The organism is Streptosporangium heterodermiicola (genome assembly GCF_051390675.1).
GTDB lineage: Bacteria > Actinomycetota > Actinomycetes > Streptosporangiales > Streptosporangiaceae > Streptosporangium.
The window spans coordinates 94,723-116,005 of sequence record NZ_JBPJSR010000004.1 but is presented as its reverse complement, the minus strand read 5'-3'; the positions used below and the strand labels follow the sequence as shown (position 1 = coordinate 116,005).

The window sequence follows — 21,283 nt, the reverse complement described above, 5'->3', positions numbered from 1 at the left end:
CTCAGGCCAGTCCCTTGAGCGTGGCGGCGCTCTGACCCGCCCCGCCCACCTGGTCGGAGGTACGGGTGAGCCAGCCCTGCTTGTTCATCGTCACGAACGCGTACAGCTTGATCGGCAGCGCGATCATGATGACCACCAGGCAGAGCAGCGGGAGCAGCAGGATCTCCGCGGGGTGGCGGCGCAGGTGGGACCAGCCGCGGACGCCCCGGCCGAGGAGCAGCCAGCCGACGGCGAGGCCGATGCCCATCGGGGTGAGCTCAAGCCTGCTGAAGAACAGGTAGGCGAGCGTGACGCCCATGGTCACCGGGGTGAGCAGGATCTGGAGCACGGTCACCTTGGTGACCAGCGGGGTCTTCCACAGCCAGCCCTTCCACAGCGCGGTCAGGTAGCAGCGGTAGGAGTTGCGGCTCCACCGGACGCGCTGCTTGACGAAGGCGCGGAAGGAGTCGGGGAACATCGAGATGGCGCGGGCCGAGGACTGGTGCACGGTCTTGTACCCGGAGGCGAGGACCAGCCAGGTGAGCCGGCCGTCGTCGCCGGCGATGCACCGGCGGCCGAGGAAGAACTCGTTCTCCAGGTGGGTGAGGACCGGGAGGATGGCCTCGCGCCGGTAGGCGGCGGTCCGGCCGGACAGGCAGGCCACCCCGCCCCTGCTGCCCATCGCCGGTACGTAGTCGTAGTAGCGCAGGTTGACCAGCCAGTCCGCGATGCGCCGCCAGACGCTGCTGGTCCGCTGGAACACGTTCTGCTGGGTGCCGACCCCGCCGACCGCCGGGTCCTCGAAGGGCATCTGCACGGCGGCGAGCAGGCCGGGCTGCCACCAGGTGTCGGAGTCGGCGAAGACCACGACCTCACCCTGGGCCGCCCGGATGCCCACCCCGAGCGCGGAACGCTTGCCCGAGTGCTCGAAGATCAGGACGCGCAACCGGGGGTCCGTCACCTCGCGGAGCTTGGCGTGGCACTCGGTGTCCGCGACGTCCACCACGATGATCACTTCTTGCGGATCCTGGGACAGCCAGCTGGCCAGGCAGCGCACCAGGATCTCGGCGTCCTCCCGGTAGGAGGGTACGACCACGGAGACCGTGGTCCGGTAACCGTTCACGATCGGCTTGGCCAGCCGGGAAAGCACTACCCGGTAGATCCACAGGCCCCAGACGAGCAGGCCGGCCAGGCCCAACGGGATCAGGTCTCGCCATGTCCCGTTGGCGCTGGAGCGGACGATCCATTCATAGGCAGCATCAAACCAATCGACAACTGACGCCACTGATCCTCCTGGGCGAATCGTCCCAACATGCCCATGGGGAAAGACCCCTTAGCTGATGGACCAGGACATTACTGGGCCAACATTGGCCAAGTATCTTGGAACGGTACAACCGTTACAAGACTGAGTGAGTTTGCACATGATGCACCTGGGGTCGATGAGGTGATGCCGAGGGCATCACGGACCCCACGGACCCCATGGACTCCGTACGACACTCGCGGAATGTCAGATATATCAGCTTTTGTGTCGTTTTGGGAGTGACATTGAGGAATCGCAGCGGGTGATCCCAAGGGCTGAGACGCAGGTCGAAGCCACGAGCGGATGCCTCCAGCCGGGGTCACGGGCCGATACTCCAGGCCGAGGCACGGGCTGACACTCCGGCCGCGCCCAAGGACCGGGAGCCGCGAAGAACTGGGCGGCGTGAAGAACCGGGAGCCGTGGGGGACCGGGAGCCGCGAAGAGCGGGGAGAGGGCTACAACCATTCGGGCGGCGGGGCGCGTTGGGAACGGGCGGGAGGAGATCACATTGAATCATCACGACGGCTTCCGCGAGTTCGTGCTCGCCCGCCAGCAGGCGCTGATGCGGGCCGCCTACCTGCTCACGGGAGACGCCCACCTCGCCGAGGACCTGCTGCAGAGCGTCCTGATCAAGGTCGTGGGGCAGTGGCCCAAGCTGTCCGAGGGCGGCAACCCGGAGGCGTACGTGCGCAAGGCGCTGGTCAACCAGTACATCTCCTGGTGGCGCAGACCCCGCCCCGAGTTGCCGAGCGCCGACCCGCCGGAACGCGGCGCCTCCTACGACGAGGCCGCGCTCGACCGGATCGTGCTGCGCCAGGCGCTGGCCAAGCTGACGCCCAAGCAGCGCGCCGTGATCGTGCTGCGCTTCTGGGAGGACCTCACCGAGACGCAGGCGGCCGAGACGCTCGGCTGCTCGGTGGGCAACGTCAAGAGTCAGGTCCATCACGCGCTGGCCCGCCTGCGCGCGCTCGCGCCCGAGCTGGCGCACCTGCTGTCCGATCCCGAGATCAGGGAGGTGGCCCGATGACGAGGCTGCACGACGCGCTGGACGGTATCGCCAACGAGGCCCCACTGGTGGACCTGGCCGATCTGGTCATCGCCGGTCACCGGCGCAGACGGCGTACCACCCTGACGCTGGCCGCCGTCGCGGCGGTCGCGGTGCTCGGCGTGGCGACGGCGGCCGTGGCGCTGCCGGGGTCCCGCGACGGCCGCGACGACCGCGACGACACGGCCACGCCGGGGAGCGTGGAGAAGGTGCCCGACCTGCCCGACGGCAAGGTGGGATCGCTCAGCCACGCGTACCGGACACCGTGCAAGGTCGACCCGAAGCAGCGGCGGCAACCTCCCGACTGCAGCGTCGTCGAGTGGCGGGTGGTCACCGGCACCGGCACGACCTACCGGCTGCCACAGGCGCTCACCGCCAACAGCAAGGGGCGGAACGCGCCCGTCGCGATCAGCCGGGACGGGCGCATGATCGCCTACTACAGCCGTGAGGCCCAGGCGCACGTGGTCCGTGACCTGGTGAGCGGCTCCGAGGTGACCTCCCCCGTCACGGTGAAGGAGGAGCGGATCGGCATAGGCTCCATGCTCGTGGTCTCCGACGACGGCCGCCACGTGTTCTTCGATCCGCGGGAGGGGAGCAAGGATCCCGGCCTGCTGATCGACACGCGGACCGGCAGGACGGTGCCGGTGTCGGGCAGGTTCGAGGCGATCGGCATCAAGGACGGCGTCGTCGCGCTGGTCCGGTACGTCAAGACCGACCTGTGGCTGATGCCCGTCACCGGCGGAGGCGCGCCGGTGCGCTTCGACGGCGTGTTCATCATGTTCAGCGAGCCCGCCCCGGACGGCCGCACGGTGGCCGCCATGGACTTCGAGAGGAAGGACCACATGAAGTGCACGTTAACCCTTCTCGACGCCAGGACCGGGCGGACCCTGAGGAGGGTCGCCGTCCGCGGCCTGCCGAAGAGCCGTGGCATGTGCGTGACCTCCCTCTGGCGCGGCGGATCCGAGATCACGATCATCTACGAGGACGGGGAGACCAGCACCTACGCGGTCGACGTCAACACCGGCCAGGCCCGGCGGCTGGCCCGCTACCCGGGCATGTCCAGGCACATGTCCCTGGCTCTGCCCGGAATGCCGGGCCTCTGACGGCACCGAGACGTCAGGCCCTCACCCCTGGCCTTTCCCGGGACGACGTCCCGGATGAGGCGCCTCCGAGGTGACCGGGGCGCGCCGGGAGCCGCAGGGCGGACCGCGTGCCCCGGCCTCGCGCCGGCCGGTACGGCCACCGGTCACCTGCCGGAATTCTCACCGTGGCGCCGTGGTTTCCGCCTACTGTCCGCGCCGTTGAGCGACGACTGAGCGATGACGGCCGGGAAGCCGCCGGAGCCGTCGGGAAGCCATCGGAGCTGTCGGGAAGCCGTTCAGAAGCCGTCGGGAAGCCGTCGGGAAGCCGTCGGGAAGTCGTTGGGAAAGAGGGAGATGATGTCCGCACCGCTTGAGTTCGCGATCGACACCTTCGGGGACGTCACCGTCGACGCGGACGGGAACCGGCTGCCGTACGCGCAGGTGATCCGTAACGTCGTCGAGGAGGCCGTGCTCGCCGACAGCGTGGGGATCGACGCGATCGGCATCGGGGAGCACCACCGGGACGATTTCGCGATCTCGGCCCCGGAGGTCGTGCTGGCGGCGATCGCCGGCCGTACCGAACGCATCCGTCTCGGCACCGCGGTGACCGTGCTCAGCTCGGACGACCCGGTGCGGGTGTTCGAGAAGTTCGCGACCCTGGACGCGGTGTCCCAGGGGCGTGCGGAGATCATCCTCGGCCGTGGCTCGTTCACGGAGTCGTTTCCGCTGTTCGGGTTCGACCTGTCGCAGTACGAGGAGCTGTTCGAGGAGAAACTCGACCTGTTCTCCCATCTCCTGGAGGAGGGCCCGGTCACCTGGCGGGGCCGGCTCCGTCCCGGGCTGGAGGACCAGCACGTGTATCCGAAGACGGAGTCCGGCCGGCTGCGCACCTGGATCGGCGTCGGCGGCAGCCCCGAGTCCGTGGTGCGCGCCGCGCGCTATCGGATGCCGCTCATGCTCGCGATCATCGGCGGCTCGCCGGAGCGTTTCGCGCCGTACGTCGACCTGTACCACCGTGCCCTCGACCAGCTGGGAGGCCGGCGGTTGCCGGTCGGCGTGCACTCTCCGGGTCACATCGCCGAGACCGACCGGCAGGCCCGCGACGACCTCTGGCCGCACTACCGGGCGATGCACGACCGCATCGGCCGCGAGCGTGGCTGGGGCCCGACGAACCGCGACCGCTTCGAGGCGGAGGCCGACGAGGGCTCGCTCTACGTCGGATCACCCGAGACGGTGGCCGCGAAGATCGCGAAGACGGTGGGCACGCTCGGCGTCGACCGCTTCGAGCTCAAGTACAGCTCCGGGACGCTCTCCCACGAGAGGCTGATGACCACGATCCGCCTCTACGGCGAGGAGGTCGTGCCGAGGGTGAGGCGGCTGCTGGCCCGGACCCCCGCCACGACACCGGCCGGCTGACCCCGCTCCGACCCGCTCCGACCCGCTCCGATCAATCCGGACCGGCCTGCTCGGGCCGGTCCGGTGGGGCTCGTTCCGGCTGGTCACAGGTAGAGGCGGGCGGCCGCGTCCTCGACATTCCTCCGGGCATCCGGCGAGAGAAGTTCCGGTCACCGGGCCGGGACGCGGAGCGCCAGGATGGCCATGTCGTCGGTCATGTGTCCCTGGCTGTGGTCGAGCGTGGCGTCCCCGATCCGCCGCACGATGTCGCCGGCGTCGAGATGCCCGCACTCCGCCAGCAGGGCGACCAGGCGCTCGTCGCCGAACAGGTCCTGCCGTCTCGGCGGATGGGCCTCGGTGACGCCGTCGCTGTACAGCACCAGCGTGTCACCGGGCCCCAGGTCGAAACGGATGTTCCCGAGCCTCGTCTCCTCCATGATGCCCAGCACGACGCCGGGCGTCCTCAGCGACTCCACGCTTCCGTCGGCCCGCCGCAGCAGGGCGGAGGGGTGCCCGGCCGTGGACAGCATTCCCGTGAAACCGTTCCCGTCCGGGCGGAAGATCGCGCACACCACCGTCAGGAACCGCCCGTCCCTGACCCGCTGGGCCAGCAGGGCCCGGTTCAGCTGCTCCAGCACCCTGCTGGGCGAGACGTGGCGGGGCGCGTCGGCCCGCAGGGTGTACCGGGCCAGGGCGGTGATCTGCGCGGCCTCCACGCCGTGCCCGCACACGTCGCCCAGGACCGCGCACCAGCGCGAACCGCTCGCCAGGAACAGGTCGTAGAAGTCGCCGGTCACGTCCACCTCGCCGGTGGCCGGGATGTAGGTGGCGGCGGCCTGCAGGCCGGGAACCGTCGGCATCATCGGCGGCAGCAGGCTGTCCTGGAGGGTACGGGCCAGTCTCTCGGACACCTCGCCCGCGGTCTTCAGCTCCGTCACGTGCCGCTCGGAGCGGGCCAGCGCGTCCCTGAGCCGGATCTCACCCGACACGGCGCGCGCCAGGATGGCCAGCGTCTGCGCGTCGGCCTCGGACCACGCGCGCGACACCGAGTCCACCACGCAGAACCCGCCCAGGACCTCGCCGTCCGGGCCGTGGATGGGGTATCCGGCCCACCCGCCGATCCCCAGCCGCTCCACCGCCGGAAGGTGGCGTACGCGGGGGTCGGTGGCGGCGTCGCTCACGAACAGCGGCTCGTTCGTCGCGATCAGGATGTGGCAGGGGCCGTCGGGCACCGGGTTCTGCCGTTCGGACACGGACAGCTCGCCCATCCCGATCGCGCTCTTCCAGAACGACCGCCGGTCGTCGACCAGGGTCACGAACGCCCTCGGCGTGCCGGTCACCCGCGCGGCCAGCCGCGCGAGATCGTCGAACGACGGTTCGGGCTCGGTGTCGAGCAGGCCGGTGGCCCACACCGCCGACAGGCGTTTGGGATCGAACACCGCCGCCGGGATCTCAACGCCCATGTGCGTGACCGCCTTCTTCCGGGTACGCCATCCACGATCACGCCGCTCATACCCGGAGCCGCCGGAATCAGCCCGGGGCAGGCGATTGTGCTTCACAGAGCAGTACAGATCGCTACAGACCACTACAGGCCAAACTGTAGGTGAGCGGTCCCGGGACGGCGTTGCCCCACATGATCCGTTCCCGGGTCACAGGACTTCGCCGGGCTCGTGGTCCCGCTGTGAATCACGTGGCCGAGCCGCGGGTTCTCGGGGTCATGGCACGGAGGCGTGTCGTGGCACGGGTCGTGGGGGCGCGGGCTCCCGCCGTCGCGGCGTGACGGCGCCGGGCCGGTGGCGAGGTGAATCTCAGGGGCGGGAGGACGTGTTCACAGACCCATCTCGCGGGTCAGCAGCAGGTGGTGCGCCTGTTCGATGTCCTCGGAGGTGTAGCCGGGAATGCTCCGGTCAAGCTGTTGGAGAAGGTCCATCAGGGCCTGTTTCTGTGCCATGTGCCGGACGGGGAGCTGGTCGAGATCCACGCTCAGGAGCCAGTCGAACAGCACCACCGCGTCGGCGGTCCACAGGCTCAGCGCGGTCTTGTCCGAGGCTGCCATTCTCAGGCCGGGCGTTCCGCTCATGCGAGCAACTTACCCCTATGCATATATGCGAAATAACCCACTTTGTCATCCGAATGCGGCGATCTTATGGCGCGGCCGTAACGGGGGCTGAGCGGTGGTCGAAAACAGTCGAAAATCGATGGAAAGAGCTGGTGAATGCCATTCGCCCGCCGGTCCGGCACGGTCGGCGACCGGTCCGTATCCCGGGCCGTACCCGTGGATCCGGGACGGGCGGATCAAGGCGCGGGGGCGGGGTGGCCGGGGCGCCCGGCGGGAGGATCCGGGGCCGGAGACGGGAGTCAGGGATCCCGGGTCTGGGGAGCGTGGTGAGGTGCACCCTTGACCACGGAGGGGTGCTTCTCACCCGCCGAGGGACCGAAGGGTGCGCTCACCGAGGGGTGCTCTCATCGGGAAGTGCTCTCATCGGGGGGTGCTCTCACCGGCCGACAGGGCGGTCCACAGGGTGTCGAACTCCTCGGGGGTCAGGGCGTTCAGGCCGAAGTCACCGGGATAGATCGGGCCCTCGGCCAGGAAGCCGTGCTCGTCCTCGATGTGCCGCCACGAGTACGTGCGGGCGAGGCCGTCAGAACCCAGTTCGGCGTGTCTCACGGGCCAATATTCCCCGCCGCTGTCGATGACGGTCTCGAACAGCCACACGTGGCCGTCGCCGTCCACTCCGTGCCAGTACAGGTGCGGCCGGTCGCTCTCGTCGAGCGCCCGGATCGTGTCCCTGCGACGGTCCTGCGGCATCGTGCTCCTCGGTGTTCGGCAAAAGACTCGGTGGTCCCCGGAAACGCCGACGGCCACCACGAGTGACCAGAGGGTACGCAACCTGTCCTTTGTCGTGGCGCGTGTCCTCGGTGCCGCTCCAGGCGGAGATCGACGGCCGTACGGGGACCGGGGCACCTCCCGGCGGCGAGCCGCGGCGGGCACCGGTCTTCGCCGATCGTTTCATCTATGACCCGTGGGGCGGGCAACCGCTCCCCGGGACACTGCCGGACCACGTGGAGAGGGGCCGCCGCGGGCGCCCCTCCGCGCGGCCGGTGCCGGGATCGCCCCGGCACGGGCCCGCCCCCTCAAGTGTCCCCGAGGCGCGGGCACCGTGTCGGAACCGGCACGAACGGGGTGTCTACTTCGGCATGAGAACGGTGTCGACGATGTAGACGGTGGCGTTGCCGGTGGGAACGTTCCCGCAGACGACCTTGGAGTCGTTGACCGTGTAGTCCTCGCCCGAGCCCTTGACGGTCAGCGTGCCGCCCTGCAGCGTCTCCAGCGAGGCGTCGCCCAGGTCCGCCGGGCTCTTCTTGCCGGCGACGACGTGGTAGGTCAGGATCTTGGTCAGCGTCGCCTTGTCGGCGAGAACCTTGTCGAGGGTCGCCTTCGGGATCTTGGCGAACGCGTCGTCGGTCGGCGCGAACACCGTGATGTCCTTGGCGGAGTTGAGCGTGTCGACCAGACCGGCCTTCTTGACCGCCGCGACCAGCGTGGACAGGACCGGGTTGTTGGACGCGGCGGTGGCGACCGGGTCGTCGGCCATGCCGGTGAAGCTTCCCTCACCCGACGCCGGTACGGCGGAGCAGGCGGTGCCGAACGGGGCGCCGGCCATGGCGTCCTCGGTCGGGGTCTCCATCGGGCTCTGCGTCGCGCTCTCCATGGGGGAGGACGTCGCCGGTGCCGCCGTGCCGCCGGTCGCCCCGGTGTCACCGCCCCCGCAGGCCGCGGTGAGGGCCAGGACGGCCAGGGTGGTGGCGGCGAATGCCGTGCTCTTCATGGTGATGCTCCTTCTGTCGGTTCTCATCGGTGTGTGGGTCGGATCGGTCACGCGACGGTGACCACGACCGAGTGCCAGCCCGTCGCGCCGTCGGGGAACGGCGTCACGCGGGACGATTGCTGGACGCGCCCGGTCGCGTCGGTGGCACGGGCCTCCAAGGTGTGGACGCCGGGGGTGGCCCGCCAGGTCCAGGTCCACTGCCGCCAGGTGTCGGGGCCGGGGGTGGCGGCCAGCGTGGCCTCCTGCCAGGGGCCGCCGTCCACGCGGACCTCGACGGCCGCGATGCCCCGGTGCTGCGCCCAGGCGACCCCGGCGACCCGCACGGTTCCGGCCCGCAGGCGCTTGAGAGGAGCCGGGACGTCGATCCTGGACATGGTCTTGACGGGCGCGTCGACGGCCCAGCCGCGTTCGGTCCAGTAGGCGCGCTCGTCGGCGTAGCGGGTCATCCGGAGATCCACGACCCACTTGGTGGCGGACACGTAGCCGTACAGGCCGGGCACGAGGAGCCGGGCGGGGAAACCGCGTTCGGCGGGGAGGGCCCGGCCGTTCATGCCGACGGCCAGCATCGCGTCGCGGCCGTCCATGACGATCTCCATCGGGGTGCCGCAGGTCCAGCCGTCGGCCGAGGTGCTCAGCAACTGGTCGGCACCGGCGGGAACGCCCGCCTCCCGCAGGAGGACGGGCAGTGGCACGCCCAGCCAGCGGGCGTTTCCCGCGTACGGCCCGCCGACCTCGTTGGAGACGCAGGTCAGGGTGATGTCGCGCTCGATCAGCCCTCGCCCGAGCACGTCGGCCATCGTCAGCTCGATCGTCCGGGTGCCGTGGACGCGGAGCGTCCAGCTCGCCAGGTCGGGGCGGGGGACGACCAGCGCCGTGTCGACCCGGTAGAAATCAGCGGCCGGGGTGACGAACGGGCTCAGCCCGGGGACGCGGAGATCGGTCCCCGCCGGGAGCGGCCGTGCCGGTGAGGCGGGTGCGGGCAGGGCGAGTTCGGTGGTGGCGGGGACGCGGGAGGAGAGCAGGCGGCCGGCCGCGAAGGCCGCTCCGGCACCCGCGCCCGTGAGGAGGAAGGCCCTGCGGCGCGAACCGGACGGCGCCGTCCCGCCGTCGGGGAGGGCTCCGCCCTCTTTCGCGGGCGCCGCCCCGGTGCCTTCCGGGTTTTCCAGGGATGGTGCCGTTCCGGTGTTTCGCGAGGGTGGTGCCGTCCCGGTGGCGGCGCGGGTGAGAAGGAGCAGGGTGAGGGCTCCCACGCCCGCCGCCACCAGGGGCGGCGCCACGTCCAGGGGGACCGCCGCCGGCCGCGTTCCGGCCGCGAGGGCACCGAGGGCGCCGAGCCCGGCCACGCCCGCCGCGGCCAGGATCCGTCGCCCGGCCGCCGCGAGGAAGCCGAGCAGGACGGCGGCGGCGAGCAGGACGGCGACGATCGTGCCGATCAGGATGAGTTTGTCGTAGGCCCCGAAGGTGCTTACGGCGAACTCCTTCACCGGGGTCGGCGTCAGGTCGATGACCGCGCCGCCCACGGCGACGAGCGGGGAGGACTGCGGCCGGAGCAGCCCCGCCGCCAGCTCTCCGCCGCCGAGCGCGGCCAGCGCCGGCAAGAGCCCCGCTCCCGCCGCCCTCACCACATGTCCCAGATTCGCCACGCAACGTATTCGGAGACCTCACGGCCGAGGATTGGTGCGGATCCGCCCCACTCGATCGCCGGACCGGATTCGGCGCCTGCCGCACCTCACGGCGGGGCCGCGTTCTCCGAGGTTCTCCCTCGGTATCCGGGGAGATGGACCGGATCTTGGCCGGGGTGCTTCGCGAGGGGCGGCGTGGGGGCTTCGAGGGGGAGGTGTGGTGGTCCGGGTGGACCTCATTTGATTTCGCATCCCGCTGCGGAGCCGTGTATGGTTACACCTGTCCGCAAGCGAGAGCGACACGGACAGGCCCCTTTAGCTCAGTCGGCAGAGCGTCTCCATGGTAAGGAGAAGGTCTACGGTTCGATTCCGTAAAGGGGCTCAACAGCCTAAAAGCCCTAACCTCCTGGTTAGGGCTTTCGGCTTGGTTGGCCTTGAAGGCAGGTAAAGGCGGGCCAGAAAATACTCAAGGTTCCTGACACGCGAGCGGGCATACTGGGGCGACCCAGAAGAGATCGCCCTGACCTGCACAAGTTCGCAGGCGCTCCGCGGGTCGGGTATCCTTGCGGGGTCGGTCGATTTCGTCGGCCTCAAGGCGGAGTAGCTCAGCCAGGCAGAGCAAACGGCTCATAATCGTTGTGTCGCCGGTTCAAGTCCGGCCTCCGCTACTACCCATCCGGGGCTTCTCCCACAGGGGAAGTCCTGTCGTGGGTTGTCCACTGTCCAGAACGTAGAAAGGCACTCCCAAGTGGCTGCCACCGACGTTAGGCCGAAGATCACGCTGGCCTGCCAGGAGTGCAAGCACCGCAACTACATCACGCGGAAGAACCGGCGCAACGACCCGGATCGGCTTGAGCTGAAGAAGTACTGCCCCAACTGCAAGACGCACCAGGCGCACCGCGAGACTCGTTAGTCTGCGCGAAGCCTTCCGCCGCGGCGGGAGATGAGTGCTTCGGCACGCACACACTCCACACGGAAACCGGCGTCCTCAGACGAGGCGCCGGTTTGTCGTATCCGTACAGTTTTCTGGCGCGAGCGTTGACCACGCAGGAGATCCGGCGCGGGGCCGGGCCGGGCTACGGTTTCCTGGCGGCCCGCCCGCCGGTGGGCCGCTTCCAGGCGGCCCGCTTTCCGGTGGCCTGCCCGAGGGCACATACTGGAATCTTGTTCTGTCAATGTCTCGTCCGACCCGCCGGTGTCGGCCCCACCGGTTCGATCCGGTCCGATCCGGTTCGATATCCGCAAAGGAGCACGATGGCTCTGAACCGTGACTTCGTCGGGCGGGCGTCCGCGCCCTCCTCGCCGTACGAGGTCAGTCGCGTGAAGATCAAAGAGTTCGCGACGGCGATCGGCGACAACAACCCGATCTACCGGGACAGGGAGGCCGCCCAGGCCGCGGGGCACCCCGACGTGATCGCGCCGCCGACCTTCCCCATCGTGTTCAGCCTGGCCGGAGGGTCGATCCTGACCGACCCCGAGCTCGGCCTGAACCTCGCCATGGTGGTCCACGGCGAGCAGCGCTTCGAGTACCGGCGGCCGATCCACGCGGGGGACGAGCTGGTCAGCGTCTCCACCGTGACCGACATCCGCAGTGTCGGCCGCAACGAGCTGATCACCGTCAAGAGCGACGTCAGCACCGTCGAGGGTGAGTTCGTGTGCACGACCTACAACACCATCGTCGAGCGTGGAGGGGCGGGCTGAGATGGCCGCGACGGTCAAGTACGACGAGGTCGAGACGGGCCAGGAGATCCCGCCCGCCGAATACGCGGTGCGCCGCGCCAACCTGGTGATGTACGCCGGGGCCTCGGGTGACTTCAACCCCATCCACTGGAACGAGCGCTTCGCCAAGACCGTCGGGCTTCCCGACGTCATCGCGCACGGCATGTTCACCATGGCGCAGGGCGGCCGGTTCGTCACCGACTGGGTGGGCGACCCCGGCGCGGTCGTCGACTACGGGGTGCGGTTCTCCTCCATGGTGGTCGTCCCCGACGACGACCAGGGCGCCGTCATCACGGTGAGCGGGATCGTCGAGGAGAAGCTTGAGGACAAGCGCGTGGTGGTCGCCCTGACCGCCAGGTCCAACGACTCCCGGGTCCTGTCCAAGGCCCGCGCGGTGGTCCAGCTGGCGTAGGCGCCCGCGGCGAGCGCGGTGTCGCGGCGGGCCCGTGGGCCGGGGCCGAATCTTCTCCCTGTTCAGGGGTAGCTCCCCAGCATGAGCGAAGTACCTCCTAACGTGACCGGCCTGGCCGAGCGGCGGGCCAAGGCGCGAACCGAACACGATCATGCCGCCTCCGACGCGCTCCGTGACGAGATCAGATCCGAGGGCTGGCTCGTCCGGGACACCGCGGACGGCTTCGAGCTCATCCCCTCCCCCTCCTTCGAGGTGTGGCCCACGGTGAGCTCCCTGCCCGAGGGGGGTTCCCGGGGACCGGATGGGGGTTCCCGGGGAACGGAGCGGGACGGTTCGAGCGGCGAACCGGGAGCCTCCACGGCCCCGGGGCGGATCGGCGCCGAGGACGGTGACACGGACGCCGCCACCGGACGGGACGACTCGGCAGACCCCGGGCGGGTCGCCGAGGCCGCGGAACCGGGACGCCACCCGGGGCGGCTCGGAGACCTGGACGCGAAGAAGGTCGCCGAGAGCGAGGCGGCGCCCCAGCAGACCCCCGAGGGGTCGGAGCTGGTCGGCCGGTCCGACGATCTCGACGGTCATCCCGAGCGGATGGTCTCCTCCCAGCTGCTGTGGGACGCCAGCCTGTCGGTCTCCCGGCTCGACGAGACCATCGTCCCACCGGCCGAGGTCGAGGAGGCGAGGGCCGCGCGGCCGACGGTCACCGTCGCGCTGCTGGTCGACGGCCGTCCCGACGAGGTGCGCGAGTGCGTGCGCGCCCTGGTCGCCCGTACGGAGGCGAGGGTCCTCGCCCTCGACCTGGGAGACGTGGACGGCGCGGGAGCGGTCCTGCAGGAGCTGGTGGAGGAGTTCCCCCGCCGGGTGGAGGCCTGGCACGTGGCCGAGTCGCCGCACTGGAAGGGCGGCTCCGCGGGGTGGGGCGAGAGCCGCGACAGGCTGTTGCGCCTCGACACCTCGGACGTGCACGTCGTCATGGACACCTCCGTGGTCCTGGACGGCGACGCCGTCACCCCGCTCGTCAAGGCGCTGGACGACGACGTGACCGCGGCCGGGTGGAAGGGTGTGAATCCCCGCGAGGACGACGAGGAGTGGCTGGAGGCCGAGCCCGGCGAGGTCCGGGGACTGCTCGGTCACCTGTTCGCGGTGAGGCGCGACACCGCGCTCGCCGCGGGCGGCTTCCCCGCCGACGCCCGCTACTACCGCAACGCCGACCTGGAGTTCTCGCTCAGGCTGCCCGGCACTCTCGTCGCCCTGGGGAAGGATCTCCCGGTCCACCAGGACCGGCACCGCCGCGACGACGGCGCGGACCCCGGGTACCGCGACGAGGAGTCCCGGCGGACCTACGACCGGGTGCTGGGGCTGCTGCGCTCCCCGTAGGCTGGTCGCGGATTTCGGTCGGGTCGCGAGCGGTCGCGGGTGGCCGCGATTGGTCGTGGGTGATCGCGAGTGGTCGTGGGTGGCGTGAGTGGTCGCGGGTGGTCGCGAGTGGGGAAGAGCGCATGACGGAGCGGGTGGCGGGGGTGCGGCTGGCGCCGTACACGACGCTGGGGCTGGGGGGACCGGCCGGGGCGTTCGTGGAGGCGGGGTCGTCCGAGGAGATCGTCGAGCTGGTGGCGGCGGCCGACCGGGCGGGCGAGCCGGTGCTCGTGCTGGGCGGCGGCAGCAATCTGGTCGTCTCCGACGAGGGCTTCGACGGCCTGGTCGTGCGCGTCGCCTCCCGGGGCGTCGAGGTCGCGGGGGACCTGGTCACCGCGCAGGCGGGCGAGGACTGGGACGCCCTGGTCGAGCGCGCGGTGCGCGAGGGCCGGTCGGGCGTGGAGTGCCTGTCCGGCATCCCCGGGCTGGTCGGTTCCACGCCGATCCAGAACGTCGGCGCCTACGGGCAGGACGTCTCCCAGACGATCACCGCCGTCCGGGCCTACGACCGCCGGGCCGGTGAGGTGCGGGACCTGGCCGCGGAGGAGTGTGGATTCGCCTACCGGCACAGCGCGTTCAAGGACGACCTGGGGCGGTACGTCGTGCTCGCGGTCACCTACGAGCTGGCCGGGGACGCGCTGTCCGGCCCGGTCGCCTACCGCGAGCTGGCCTCCCGGCTGGGCGTCGCCCCGGGCGACCGGGTGCCGCTCGCCGACGCGCGGGCGGCGGTGCTGGAGCTGCGCGCCGGCAAGGGCATGGTCCTGGACGCCGCCGACCCGGACACCCGCAGCGCCGGGTCGTTCTTCACCAACCCGGTCCTGGCCGCCGCGCGGGCCGCCGAGCTGGAGCTGCGGGCGCCGGGCTTTCCCCGCTGGGACATGCCGGAGGGGGCCGTCAAGGTCCCGGCGGCGTGGTTGATCGAGAACGCCGGGTTCCCGAAGGGCTACCGGCGCGGCCCGGCCCGCATCTCCACCAAGCACACCCTTGCCATGACAAATCCGGAAATGGTGGCGTCGACGGAGGAGCTCCTCGACCTCGCCCGCGAGGTCAGGGACGGCGTCCTGGAGAAGTTCGGCGTCACCCTGGTCAACGAGCCCGTGATGGTCGGCACCCGGCTCTGAGGTTCACCGGCGTCGTCCGGCCCCGCGAGGTTTTTTTCCGGGTTCCCGGGGCTCTCCAAGGTTCCCCGGGGTCCTTCGGGGGCCCCAGGTCCTTCGGGGCTCTCGGGGGTTTCCGATGTCCTCCGGGGTTCCCGGGATCCTCCGGGGTTCCCGGGATCCTTCGGGGTTCCCGGGATCCTTCGGGGTTCCCGGGATCCTTCGGGGTTCTCGGGATTCTCCGGGGTTCCCGGGATCCGCCGGAGCTCCCGAGGTGCTTGGGGGGCGGGAATGGGCATCCGATTTCTGCTGCTATGGTCTGATGGAAAGACCCGAAGGGGAGTAGTCCCAATCGCGTGATCGACATGCTGGCGCCCGAGGCGCCCGGTCGCGCGGGCCCCGGATCCGGCCGTTTCGGCCCGGTTCCGTGGCGGACGAGACCTTCGGCCTGGCAGGCATTGTTGGATGCCGCCGGGCCGAAGACGTGCCCGAGACTCCCCGGGTTCCCCCTTCCGCCCGGCTGCGTACGCGGGAAGGGCACCCTCGTTGGAAGCGTTCTGGATCAGTCTTGTCGTGATCTTCGTCGCCGAGCTCGGCGACAAGAGCCAGCTCATGGCCATGACCTTCGCCACCCGGTTCAAACCGTGGCCGGTCCTCGCCGGAATCACCCTGGCCACCGCGGTGGTCCACCTGTTCAGCGTCGGCCTGGGCGGGCTGGTCGGCGACTTCCTCCCCACCACGGCGATCACGATCATCGCCGGGATCGCCTTCCTGGGCTTCGCGCTGTGGACGCTGCGCGGGGACGAGCTGACCGACGAGGAGTCGCGGAAGGCGCAGCGCACCACCCGATCGGCGATCATCGCCGTGACCGTCGCCTTCTTCCTCGCCGAACTGGGTGACAAGACGATGCTCGCGACCATCACGCTCGCCACCCAGTACGGCTGGCTCGGCACCTGGATCGGCTCGACGGTGGGCATGGTCGCCGCCGACGCCCTGGCCATCGTGGTCGGCCGGATGCTCGGCAAGCACCTGCCGGAGAAGGTCATCCGGTACGGCGCCGCCGCGGCCTTCGCCGTCTTCGGGGTGATCCTGCTGCTCGAACCGCTGTTCGCCTGATCAGGGCCAGTAGGGGCGCGCGTGCTCGGCGGCGGCGGCGATCGCCGCGCCGTCGACCTCGGTGAACGTCAGCGGCACGTCGAAGGCGGGCCACTCGACCGCGACCTCGAACGGCCCCGCGGGAGGCAGCGGCCACAGCCACAGTTTCCAGTTGAGGGAGATGAGACGGTCACCACCACTTCCACCTCCCCCGCCGTGCTGCTGGAGGAGCGGGCCGTCGGGGCGCGGCGGGGGCCACTCCCCGTCGTGGCGCGGCCCGCCGTCAACGGTCGTGGCCTTGCCGCCGTCGGGGAAACGGACGCCGAAGCGGAGGACCTCGTCTTCCAGCGACCTTCCTGGACGGAATCTGTGGTGGCTCCTTTCGAACATCAGGTCACGCCGCTCCCACCACGTCTCCTTGTTCACGCCCTCGACGGGACGGGCCGCTATCCGGATGTCGAGTTTCGCCCCTTCGGGAAAGGCGATGGCGCTGGTGAGCACGATGGCCAGCGCCTCGCTGCGGAACAGCGTCCGGCTGATGTCGACGATGCGGCCGAGCACGGTGTCCGGCGGGCCGAGCCAGGGGGGAAGCGTTCTCTCCTCTTCGGGCTCCCGGTCCCGGTCCCGAGCCGGTGGTGCGGTGAAGAAGTCCATGGGATCAAGATACGTAACCACAAAATCTTGTGCGCATATATCGATATGTAAGCCTTTTTGTGCATCTTTAGTGCTTTGTGGGACGTGTATCGGCCCGGATGACCGGTGGGAAAAGGCCGCCGGATTCATCCCACCGCGCCGTGCCGCTGTCCGTGAGTCGCTGTCCGTGAGTCGCTGTCCCCGCACCACTGTCCCCGTACCGCGGACAGGTGATCAATCGCGGTGAGGGAGTGGGGGGTCAGCCGATCAGGGCGAGGCGGTGGGCGGTCGCGACCGCCTCGCCACGGGTGGAGACGCCCAGCTTGCCGAGGATGTTGGAGACGTGGACGCTCACGGTCTTGGCCGAGATGAACAGCTCGGCGGCGACCTCGCGGTTGGACCGCCCCTGGGCGACCAGCCGGAGCACCTCCAGCTCGCGCGGGGTCAGCGGTGACTCCCCGGCCCCGGCCCGCCCGACGGTTCCGGCCTGCTCGGTGAGGGAGATCCCGATCCGGCGGGCGAGCGCCTCGATCTCGGTGGCCAGCGGCCGGGCGGAGAGTGCCACGGCGATCGGGTGGGCCGCGCGCAGCCGGGGCGCGGCACCGTCGCGGTCACCGGCTCCGGCCGCCATCCGTCCCCCGTAAAGCAGCGACTTCGCCTGGGGGAAGGGGCGGCCGAGTCGTTCCCAGGCGGTGGCCGCGGCGTCGTGGTCGCGGGTGAGGCCGAGCCGGTAGGCCTCGGCGACCGGGCTGTCCACGATCATCGTCGCCGCGGCCTTCCCGACGTGGGCGCGCAGCGCCGCCACCCGTTCTGGCGCGAGCTCCTCGACCGTCTCGCAGATGCCGCCGAGCAGGCCGAGCGTCCGCCAGCCCAGCATGGGCTTGCTCGTGATCTGCCCCTCCTGGGCGACCCGCTCGGCGACCTCCAGCGCGGTCAGCGGCTCCCCGTTGAGCACGTGCAGGCCGATCATGAGCCGGGAGTCGGTGGTCAGCTCCTGCAAGAACTCCTCGGGGACGGTGCCGAACGCGCTCACCTCGTCCAGGACGGATCTGAGCACGTCCGTCTCGCCGCGGGCGACCGCCACGTCCCCGCGGACCCGCCGCAGGTGGTGGCGGGTACGCAGGGTGGGGTCCATGCCGAGGATCCGCTCGACCAGCTCGGCCGCCTCGTCGAACCTGCCCAGCGCCTCCAGCGCCTCGGCCCGGTTGTTGGCGATGAAGGTGCCCTGGTTGCGGTAGCGGCCGTACTTCCTCGCCAGCCGCTCCCCTTCGAGGGCGAGCTCGATCGCCTCGACGGAGCGGCCCATGTTGTTCAGCGCGTCCACGTTGTTGGCGATGGCGCGCAGGACGCTGCGGCCCGACCCGACACGCTCGCCGATCGCCTGCGCGGTCTCGTTGAGCTCGATCGTGGTCTCGATGCGCCCCGCGATCGAGTGGCCCAGCGCGAGGTTGAGCAGCAGCTCCGCCTCCAGGGTCTCCTCGCCGTGCTCGCGCGCGATCCGCAGCGCCTCCTCGGTGTGCGCCGTCCCCTCCGCCAGCTCGCCGCTGAATATCAGGTACGAGCCCAGCTTGGACAGCACCTCGGCGCGCTCCAGCCCCGGTCGGGGGACCAGCCGCTCGGCGTAGCGGAGGTCGTCGAGCACACCGGGCCGCCGCTTGGCCTTCTTGAACTGCGATCTCCGTACGACCAGGTTCGCCACCCGGGCGGGCTCGGCCCGTTCGTCGAGCTCGTGCAGCGCGGCCTTGACGAACTTGCTGCCGCGGTCGACCTCCCCGCACGCGCTCGCGGCCTCGGCGGCCTGCTCCAGGACGGTGGTGTGGTCCACGCCGATGCGCTCGGCGGCGTCGGGGACCTTGGTCCACAGCGTGAGCACCCGGTCGAGCAGCTGCATCATCTCCCCGTGGGCGAAGGTCTTGGCGGCCTTGCCCGCCGCCTCCCAGGCGGACACGAGGGCCCACAGGTCGTCGCGGGCGGAGTGCCAGTGGTGGGCGATCTCGATGGCGGCCCGGCCGGGGGGCACCAGCGTGCGGTCGTTGCCGATCTCCTCGGCGAAGCGGGCGTGCAGCCGTACGTGCTCGCCGGGCAGGAGCTCGTCGTGCACGGCCTCGCGGATCAGCGCGTGCCGGAAGACGTAGGCGCGGCCGTCGGCCACCTGCAGCACGTTGGCCGCGATCGCGGTGCGCAGCGCGTCGTCGAGCTCGACATCCGACAGCGCGCTGACCGCGACGAGCAGGGCGTGGCTCACCCGGATGCCGCCGGCGGCGGCGATGCGCAGCACCCGCTGCGTCTCCTCGGGGAGCCGCTCCACGGAACCGATGATCAGATCGTGCAGGGAGTCGGGAAAGGTGCAGGTTCCGTCGCACTCCATCAACGCCTCGACGAACAGCGGGATGCCCTCGCTGCGCTGGAAGACCCGCTCGACCTGGACGAACTCGGGGGTGGTGCCGAGGATGCCGGCCATCTGGGCGGCCACCTCGGACTGGGTGAGCCGGGGCAGGTCCATCCGCAGGACCCCGTCCAGGCGGCCGAGCTCGGCGAGCACCGGCCGGAGCGGGTGCTGGCGGTGGAGCTCGTCGGAGCGGTAGGTGAGGACCATCAGCACGGGAGCGGTGCGGAGGTTCCGGCTGAGGAAGGCGATCAGGTCGCGGCTGGAGCTGTCGGCCCAGTGGACGTCCTCGATGAGGAGGATCACCGGGTGGCGCTCCGCGAGCCGCTCCAGCAGGGTGAGGATCTGTTCGAAGAGGCGGGCTCGGGCGGTGTCGCTCTCGGTGTCGCCGCTGGGCTCGCCGAACTCGGGGAGCAGCCTGGCCAGGTCGCGCGCCCCTCCCTCGGGGAGCAGGGCCGCGACCCCCTCGGCGCCGCACTCGCGGACGAGCTGGCGGATCGCCGCGGTGAACGGCGCGTAGGCGAGGCCCTCGGTCGACAGCTCCACGCAGCCCCCGTTGAGCACGTGGGCGCCGTCGGCCGTGGCCCGCTCCGCGAAACACCCGATCAGCCGTGACTTGCCGACACCCGCCTCGCCGCCGAGCAGCACGGTCACCGCCGCGTCCTTCCGGGCCTGCTCGAACGCCTCGGCCAGGTCCGCAAGCTCCCTCTCCCGCCCCACGAAGACGGGACTCACCGCCCGACCCACCATGTCTGCCAGCATGTCATGCCTTAAAGGTGTGTTCTCCCTATTTTTCGCTAGGTGGAATCAGTGGTTCAGGGAGGCAGCGAGGCCCGGCCGGGCGGGTGGGAGCGGCCGGGCTCTCGGGTCGGGGTCATGCCGGGATGATCTTGCTGAAGAGGCTCCGGCGGGGCTTCTCGGACGAGTGGGCCTTCCTGTCCTCCTGCGCCTCACGGGCGCGCCGGTAGCTGTCGGCCTCCCGCCGGAGCTCGGTGGTGCGGTGGGCGATCATCTGAAGGTGAAGCTCGGGACCCATGGGGGTTCCTTCCTGGTGTGGCGCCCTGCGGCGCGCTTTCCTTACAGACTCAAGATTCGTCCTAAGGCCCCCGGTCCCACATCGGGAGGATGTCCTATCTCCCGGACGTCTCCCGGCCCCGGCACTACCTAGATCACGCCTAGGCCGCCCCGGCACTACCTAGACGGCGCCGGCCCGCCTCCCCGGGGCCTCCTGGGGCGGCCGGTGTCCCCGAGGCCCCGGCGGAGGGGCGCGTCCCGCCTTCGCGCGGAGTTTCCACCGCCTCCGGCGGTGCGCTTTCCCCGGGACGGGCGTGCTTTCCCGGGACGGTCGCGACCGGCCCACCTGACGCGGAAAACCGAAAAGGCGCCATGCCTTCGTGGTATTCCTTCCGCCGATTTTCGGTAATCGACCGGCCATTGTCTACAAGGCCACTATTTCATGACATGGCGGTGTGGCTTGACGTGGTGGACCGGAGGGCCGGTGGGCGTTCCGCTGTTTCCCTTTCCTTTGTGGAGGGGGGCGGATCTGTGTCGTCCTGATTGGAGTGATCTTGGGAATATGGCCTTGACCTGCGAGTTCTTGTTCGAACGGCATTCTGTTGCCAGATGTTCGCCGTGATTTCGTATCGCGGGTTCTCGTGGAGGAGGACGACATCTATATGTTTGGCCCGAAATATTTGATCGTCCGGATAAAATAACTCTAATTCATTGCTTCGCGCTTGTTTCCTCGGCAACGTGATGAGCACAACCAGTGCGGACGCCTAAAGGCGCCCGCCTCGTTGAAAGGGAACTCTCATGATGCGTCTTCAGAAAATCGCTGTCCGTGGCGTCGCGGTCGCCGCTCTCGGCCTGGCCGTACTAAGCACTCCCTCCGTCGCGGGTGCCGCGGCGACTCCCGGCCCTGCCGTCTCCGGTGCCGCCGTGGCCGCTCCCAACCCGTCCCTTTCGCAGGCCGAACTGTGCCAGACCATCAAGACCATCGCCGGGCCGCTTCTCGCCCTGGTCGGAGCCGGGTTGCTTCCCCTCAACACGGCCCTGAACCTCATCGCCAGCCTCGCCGGTGTGACGGTGCCTCAGGTTCTCGCCTGTCTCGTCTGATCAGGTTTCCGCGTTGACGCCGGGCTCTCGTGTGACACGGGGGCCCGGTGGTGTCCGGGCCCGGCGCGGGCCGGTCGGCGGATGTTGACGAAAACCGGCAAGCCTGCTGTGCAGGGTCCAGTTTGGAAGTAATCACACCAGTAGGCATGCTGGAGAG

At 70.2% G+C, this 21,283-nt stretch carries 19 protein-coding genes and 2 tRNA genes; 12 read left to right on the top strand and 9 right to left on the bottom strand.

What is annotated here, in order from left to right:
• Position 1 precedes the first annotated feature (1 nt).
• Complete coding sequence (locus ACSC1Q_RS10405; RefSeq protein ID WP_436758456.1) at positions 2-1,264, bottom strand: glycosyltransferase family 2 protein; 1,263 nt, start codon at positions 1,262-1,264, stop codon at positions 2-4.
• Between the two features lie 523 nt (positions 1,265-1,787).
• Between ACSC1Q_RS10405 and ACSC1Q_RS10400 the strand changes: the two genes are divergently transcribed.
• The 3 genes from ACSC1Q_RS10400 to ACSC1Q_RS10390 all read left to right on the top strand — a co-directional run bounded on the left by ACSC1Q_RS10400 (position 1,788) and on the right by ACSC1Q_RS10390 (position 4,822).
• The gene (locus ACSC1Q_RS10400) at positions 1,788-2,306 is read left to right on the top strand and encodes a SigE family RNA polymerase sigma factor (RefSeq protein ID WP_436758455.1); all 519 of its coding nucleotides are present in this window, start codon (positions 1,788-1,790) and stop codon (positions 2,304-2,306) included.
• Positions 2,303-3,427, top strand: coding sequence for a WD40 repeat domain-containing protein (locus ACSC1Q_RS10395; protein ID WP_436758454.1), 1,125 nt, complete (start codon positions 2,303-2,305; stop codon positions 3,425-3,427). The genes ACSC1Q_RS10400 and ACSC1Q_RS10395 overlap by 4 nt, the downstream gene beginning before the upstream one ends.
• A 336-nt stretch (positions 3,428-3,763) precedes the next feature.
• On the top strand, positions 3,764-4,822 hold the full coding sequence (locus ACSC1Q_RS10390) for an LLM class flavin-dependent oxidoreductase (RefSeq protein ID WP_436758453.1): 1,059 nt from the start codon (positions 3,764-3,766) through the stop codon (positions 4,820-4,822).
• A 149-nt stretch (positions 4,823-4,971) separates the two neighbouring features.
• Here ACSC1Q_RS10390 and ACSC1Q_RS10385 read toward each other — a convergent pair whose 3' ends face one another.
• The 5 genes from ACSC1Q_RS10385 to ACSC1Q_RS10365 all read right to left on the bottom strand — a co-directional run bounded on the left by ACSC1Q_RS10385 (position 4,972) and on the right by ACSC1Q_RS10365 (position 10,265).
• Positions 4,972-6,264 (bottom strand): PP2C family protein-serine/threonine phosphatase, encoded by a 1,293-nt coding sequence (locus tag ACSC1Q_RS10385; protein WP_436758452.1) that lies wholly within the window; start codon positions 6,262-6,264, stop codon positions 4,972-4,974.
• Between the two features lie 365 nt (positions 6,265-6,629).
• Positions 6,630-6,857 carry a hypothetical protein gene (locus ACSC1Q_RS10380; protein WP_436758451.1) on the bottom strand — a complete coding sequence of 76 codons (228 nt, stop codon included), beginning with the start codon at positions 6,855-6,857 and terminating at the stop codon, positions 6,630-6,632.
• Between the two features lie 423 nt (positions 6,858-7,280).
• Entirely contained in the window at positions 7,281-7,610 is a 330-nt protein-coding gene (locus ACSC1Q_RS10375; RefSeq protein ID WP_436758450.1) for a hypothetical protein, read from the bottom strand.
• 379 nt (positions 7,611-7,989) lie between these two features.
• Entirely contained in the window at positions 7,990-8,631 is a 642-nt protein-coding gene (locus tag ACSC1Q_RS10370; protein WP_436758449.1) for a fasciclin domain-containing protein, read from the bottom strand.
• Between the two features lie 47 nt (positions 8,632-8,678).
• A complete protein-coding gene (locus ACSC1Q_RS10365; RefSeq protein WP_436758814.1) occupies positions 8,679-10,265 on the bottom strand; it encodes a molybdopterin-dependent oxidoreductase in 1,587 nt (528 codons plus the stop codon).
• Positions 10,266-10,562: 297 nt separating this feature from the next.
• On the opposite strand from ACSC1Q_RS10365, the gene ACSC1Q_RS10360 reads away from it, so the two are divergent.
• The 8 genes from ACSC1Q_RS10360 (at position 10,563) to ACSC1Q_RS10325 (ending at position 16,013) form a co-directional block, all read left to right on the top strand.
• Positions 10,563-10,635, top strand: a tRNA-Thr gene (locus tag ACSC1Q_RS10360).
• A 212-nt stretch (positions 10,636-10,847) separates the two neighbouring features.
• Positions 10,848-10,921, top strand: a tRNA-Met gene (locus tag ACSC1Q_RS10355).
• Positions 10,922-11,001: 80 nt separating this feature from the next.
• The gene (gene rpmG, locus ACSC1Q_RS10350; protein WP_030921771.1) at positions 11,002-11,166 is read left to right on the top strand and encodes a 50S ribosomal protein L33; all 165 of its coding nucleotides are present in this window, start codon (positions 11,002-11,004) and stop codon (positions 11,164-11,166) included.
• Between the two features lie 341 nt (positions 11,167-11,507).
• A complete protein-coding gene (locus tag ACSC1Q_RS10345) occupies positions 11,508-11,954 on the top strand; it encodes a MaoC family dehydratase N-terminal domain-containing protein (protein WP_344742788.1) in 447 nt (148 codons plus the stop codon).
• Between the two features lies 1 nt (position 11,955).
• Positions 11,956-12,384 (top strand): MaoC family dehydratase, encoded by a 429-nt coding sequence (locus tag ACSC1Q_RS10340; RefSeq protein ID WP_436758813.1) that lies wholly within the window; start codon positions 11,956-11,958, stop codon positions 12,382-12,384.
• Between the two features lie 81 nt (positions 12,385-12,465).
• The gene (locus ACSC1Q_RS10335; protein ID WP_436758448.1) at positions 12,466-13,761 is read left to right on the top strand and encodes a glycosyltransferase family 2 protein; all 1,296 of its coding nucleotides are present in this window, start codon (positions 12,466-12,468) and stop codon (positions 13,759-13,761) included.
• A 122-nt stretch (positions 13,762-13,883) separates the two neighbouring features.
• Positions 13,884-14,921 (top strand): UDP-N-acetylmuramate dehydrogenase, encoded by a 1,038-nt coding sequence (locus ACSC1Q_RS10330; protein ID WP_436758447.1) that lies wholly within the window; start codon positions 13,884-13,886, stop codon positions 14,919-14,921.
• Positions 14,922-15,443: 522 nt separating this feature from the next.
• Positions 15,444-16,013, top strand: coding sequence for a TMEM165/GDT1 family protein (locus ACSC1Q_RS10325; RefSeq protein WP_436758446.1), 570 nt, complete (start codon positions 15,444-15,446; stop codon positions 16,011-16,013).
• On the opposite strand, the gene ACSC1Q_RS10320 is transcribed toward ACSC1Q_RS10325, so the two are convergent.
• From ACSC1Q_RS10320 to ACSC1Q_RS10310, 3 genes are all read right to left on the bottom strand, one after another.
• Positions 16,014-16,646, bottom strand: coding sequence for a hypothetical protein (locus ACSC1Q_RS10320; RefSeq protein WP_436758445.1), 633 nt, complete (start codon positions 16,644-16,646; stop codon positions 16,014-16,016).
• Between the two features lie 238 nt (positions 16,647-16,884).
• Positions 16,885-19,761: a helix-turn-helix transcriptional regulator gene (locus tag ACSC1Q_RS10315; protein WP_436758444.1), complete on the bottom strand. Its 2,877-nt coding sequence runs from the start codon at positions 19,759-19,761 to the stop codon at positions 16,885-16,887.
• A 124-nt stretch (positions 19,762-19,885) separates the two neighbouring features.
• Positions 19,886-20,047 carry a hypothetical protein gene (locus tag ACSC1Q_RS10310; protein WP_436758443.1) on the bottom strand — a complete coding sequence of 54 codons (162 nt, stop codon included), beginning with the start codon at positions 20,045-20,047 and terminating at the stop codon, positions 19,886-19,888.
• Positions 20,048-20,826: 779 nt separating this feature from the next.
• Here ACSC1Q_RS10310 and ACSC1Q_RS10305 point away from each other — a divergent pair.
• Positions 20,827-21,126, top strand: coding sequence for a hypothetical protein (locus ACSC1Q_RS10305; RefSeq protein ID WP_436758442.1), 300 nt, complete (start codon positions 20,827-20,829; stop codon positions 21,124-21,126).
• Positions 21,127-21,283 lie beyond the last annotated feature (157 nt).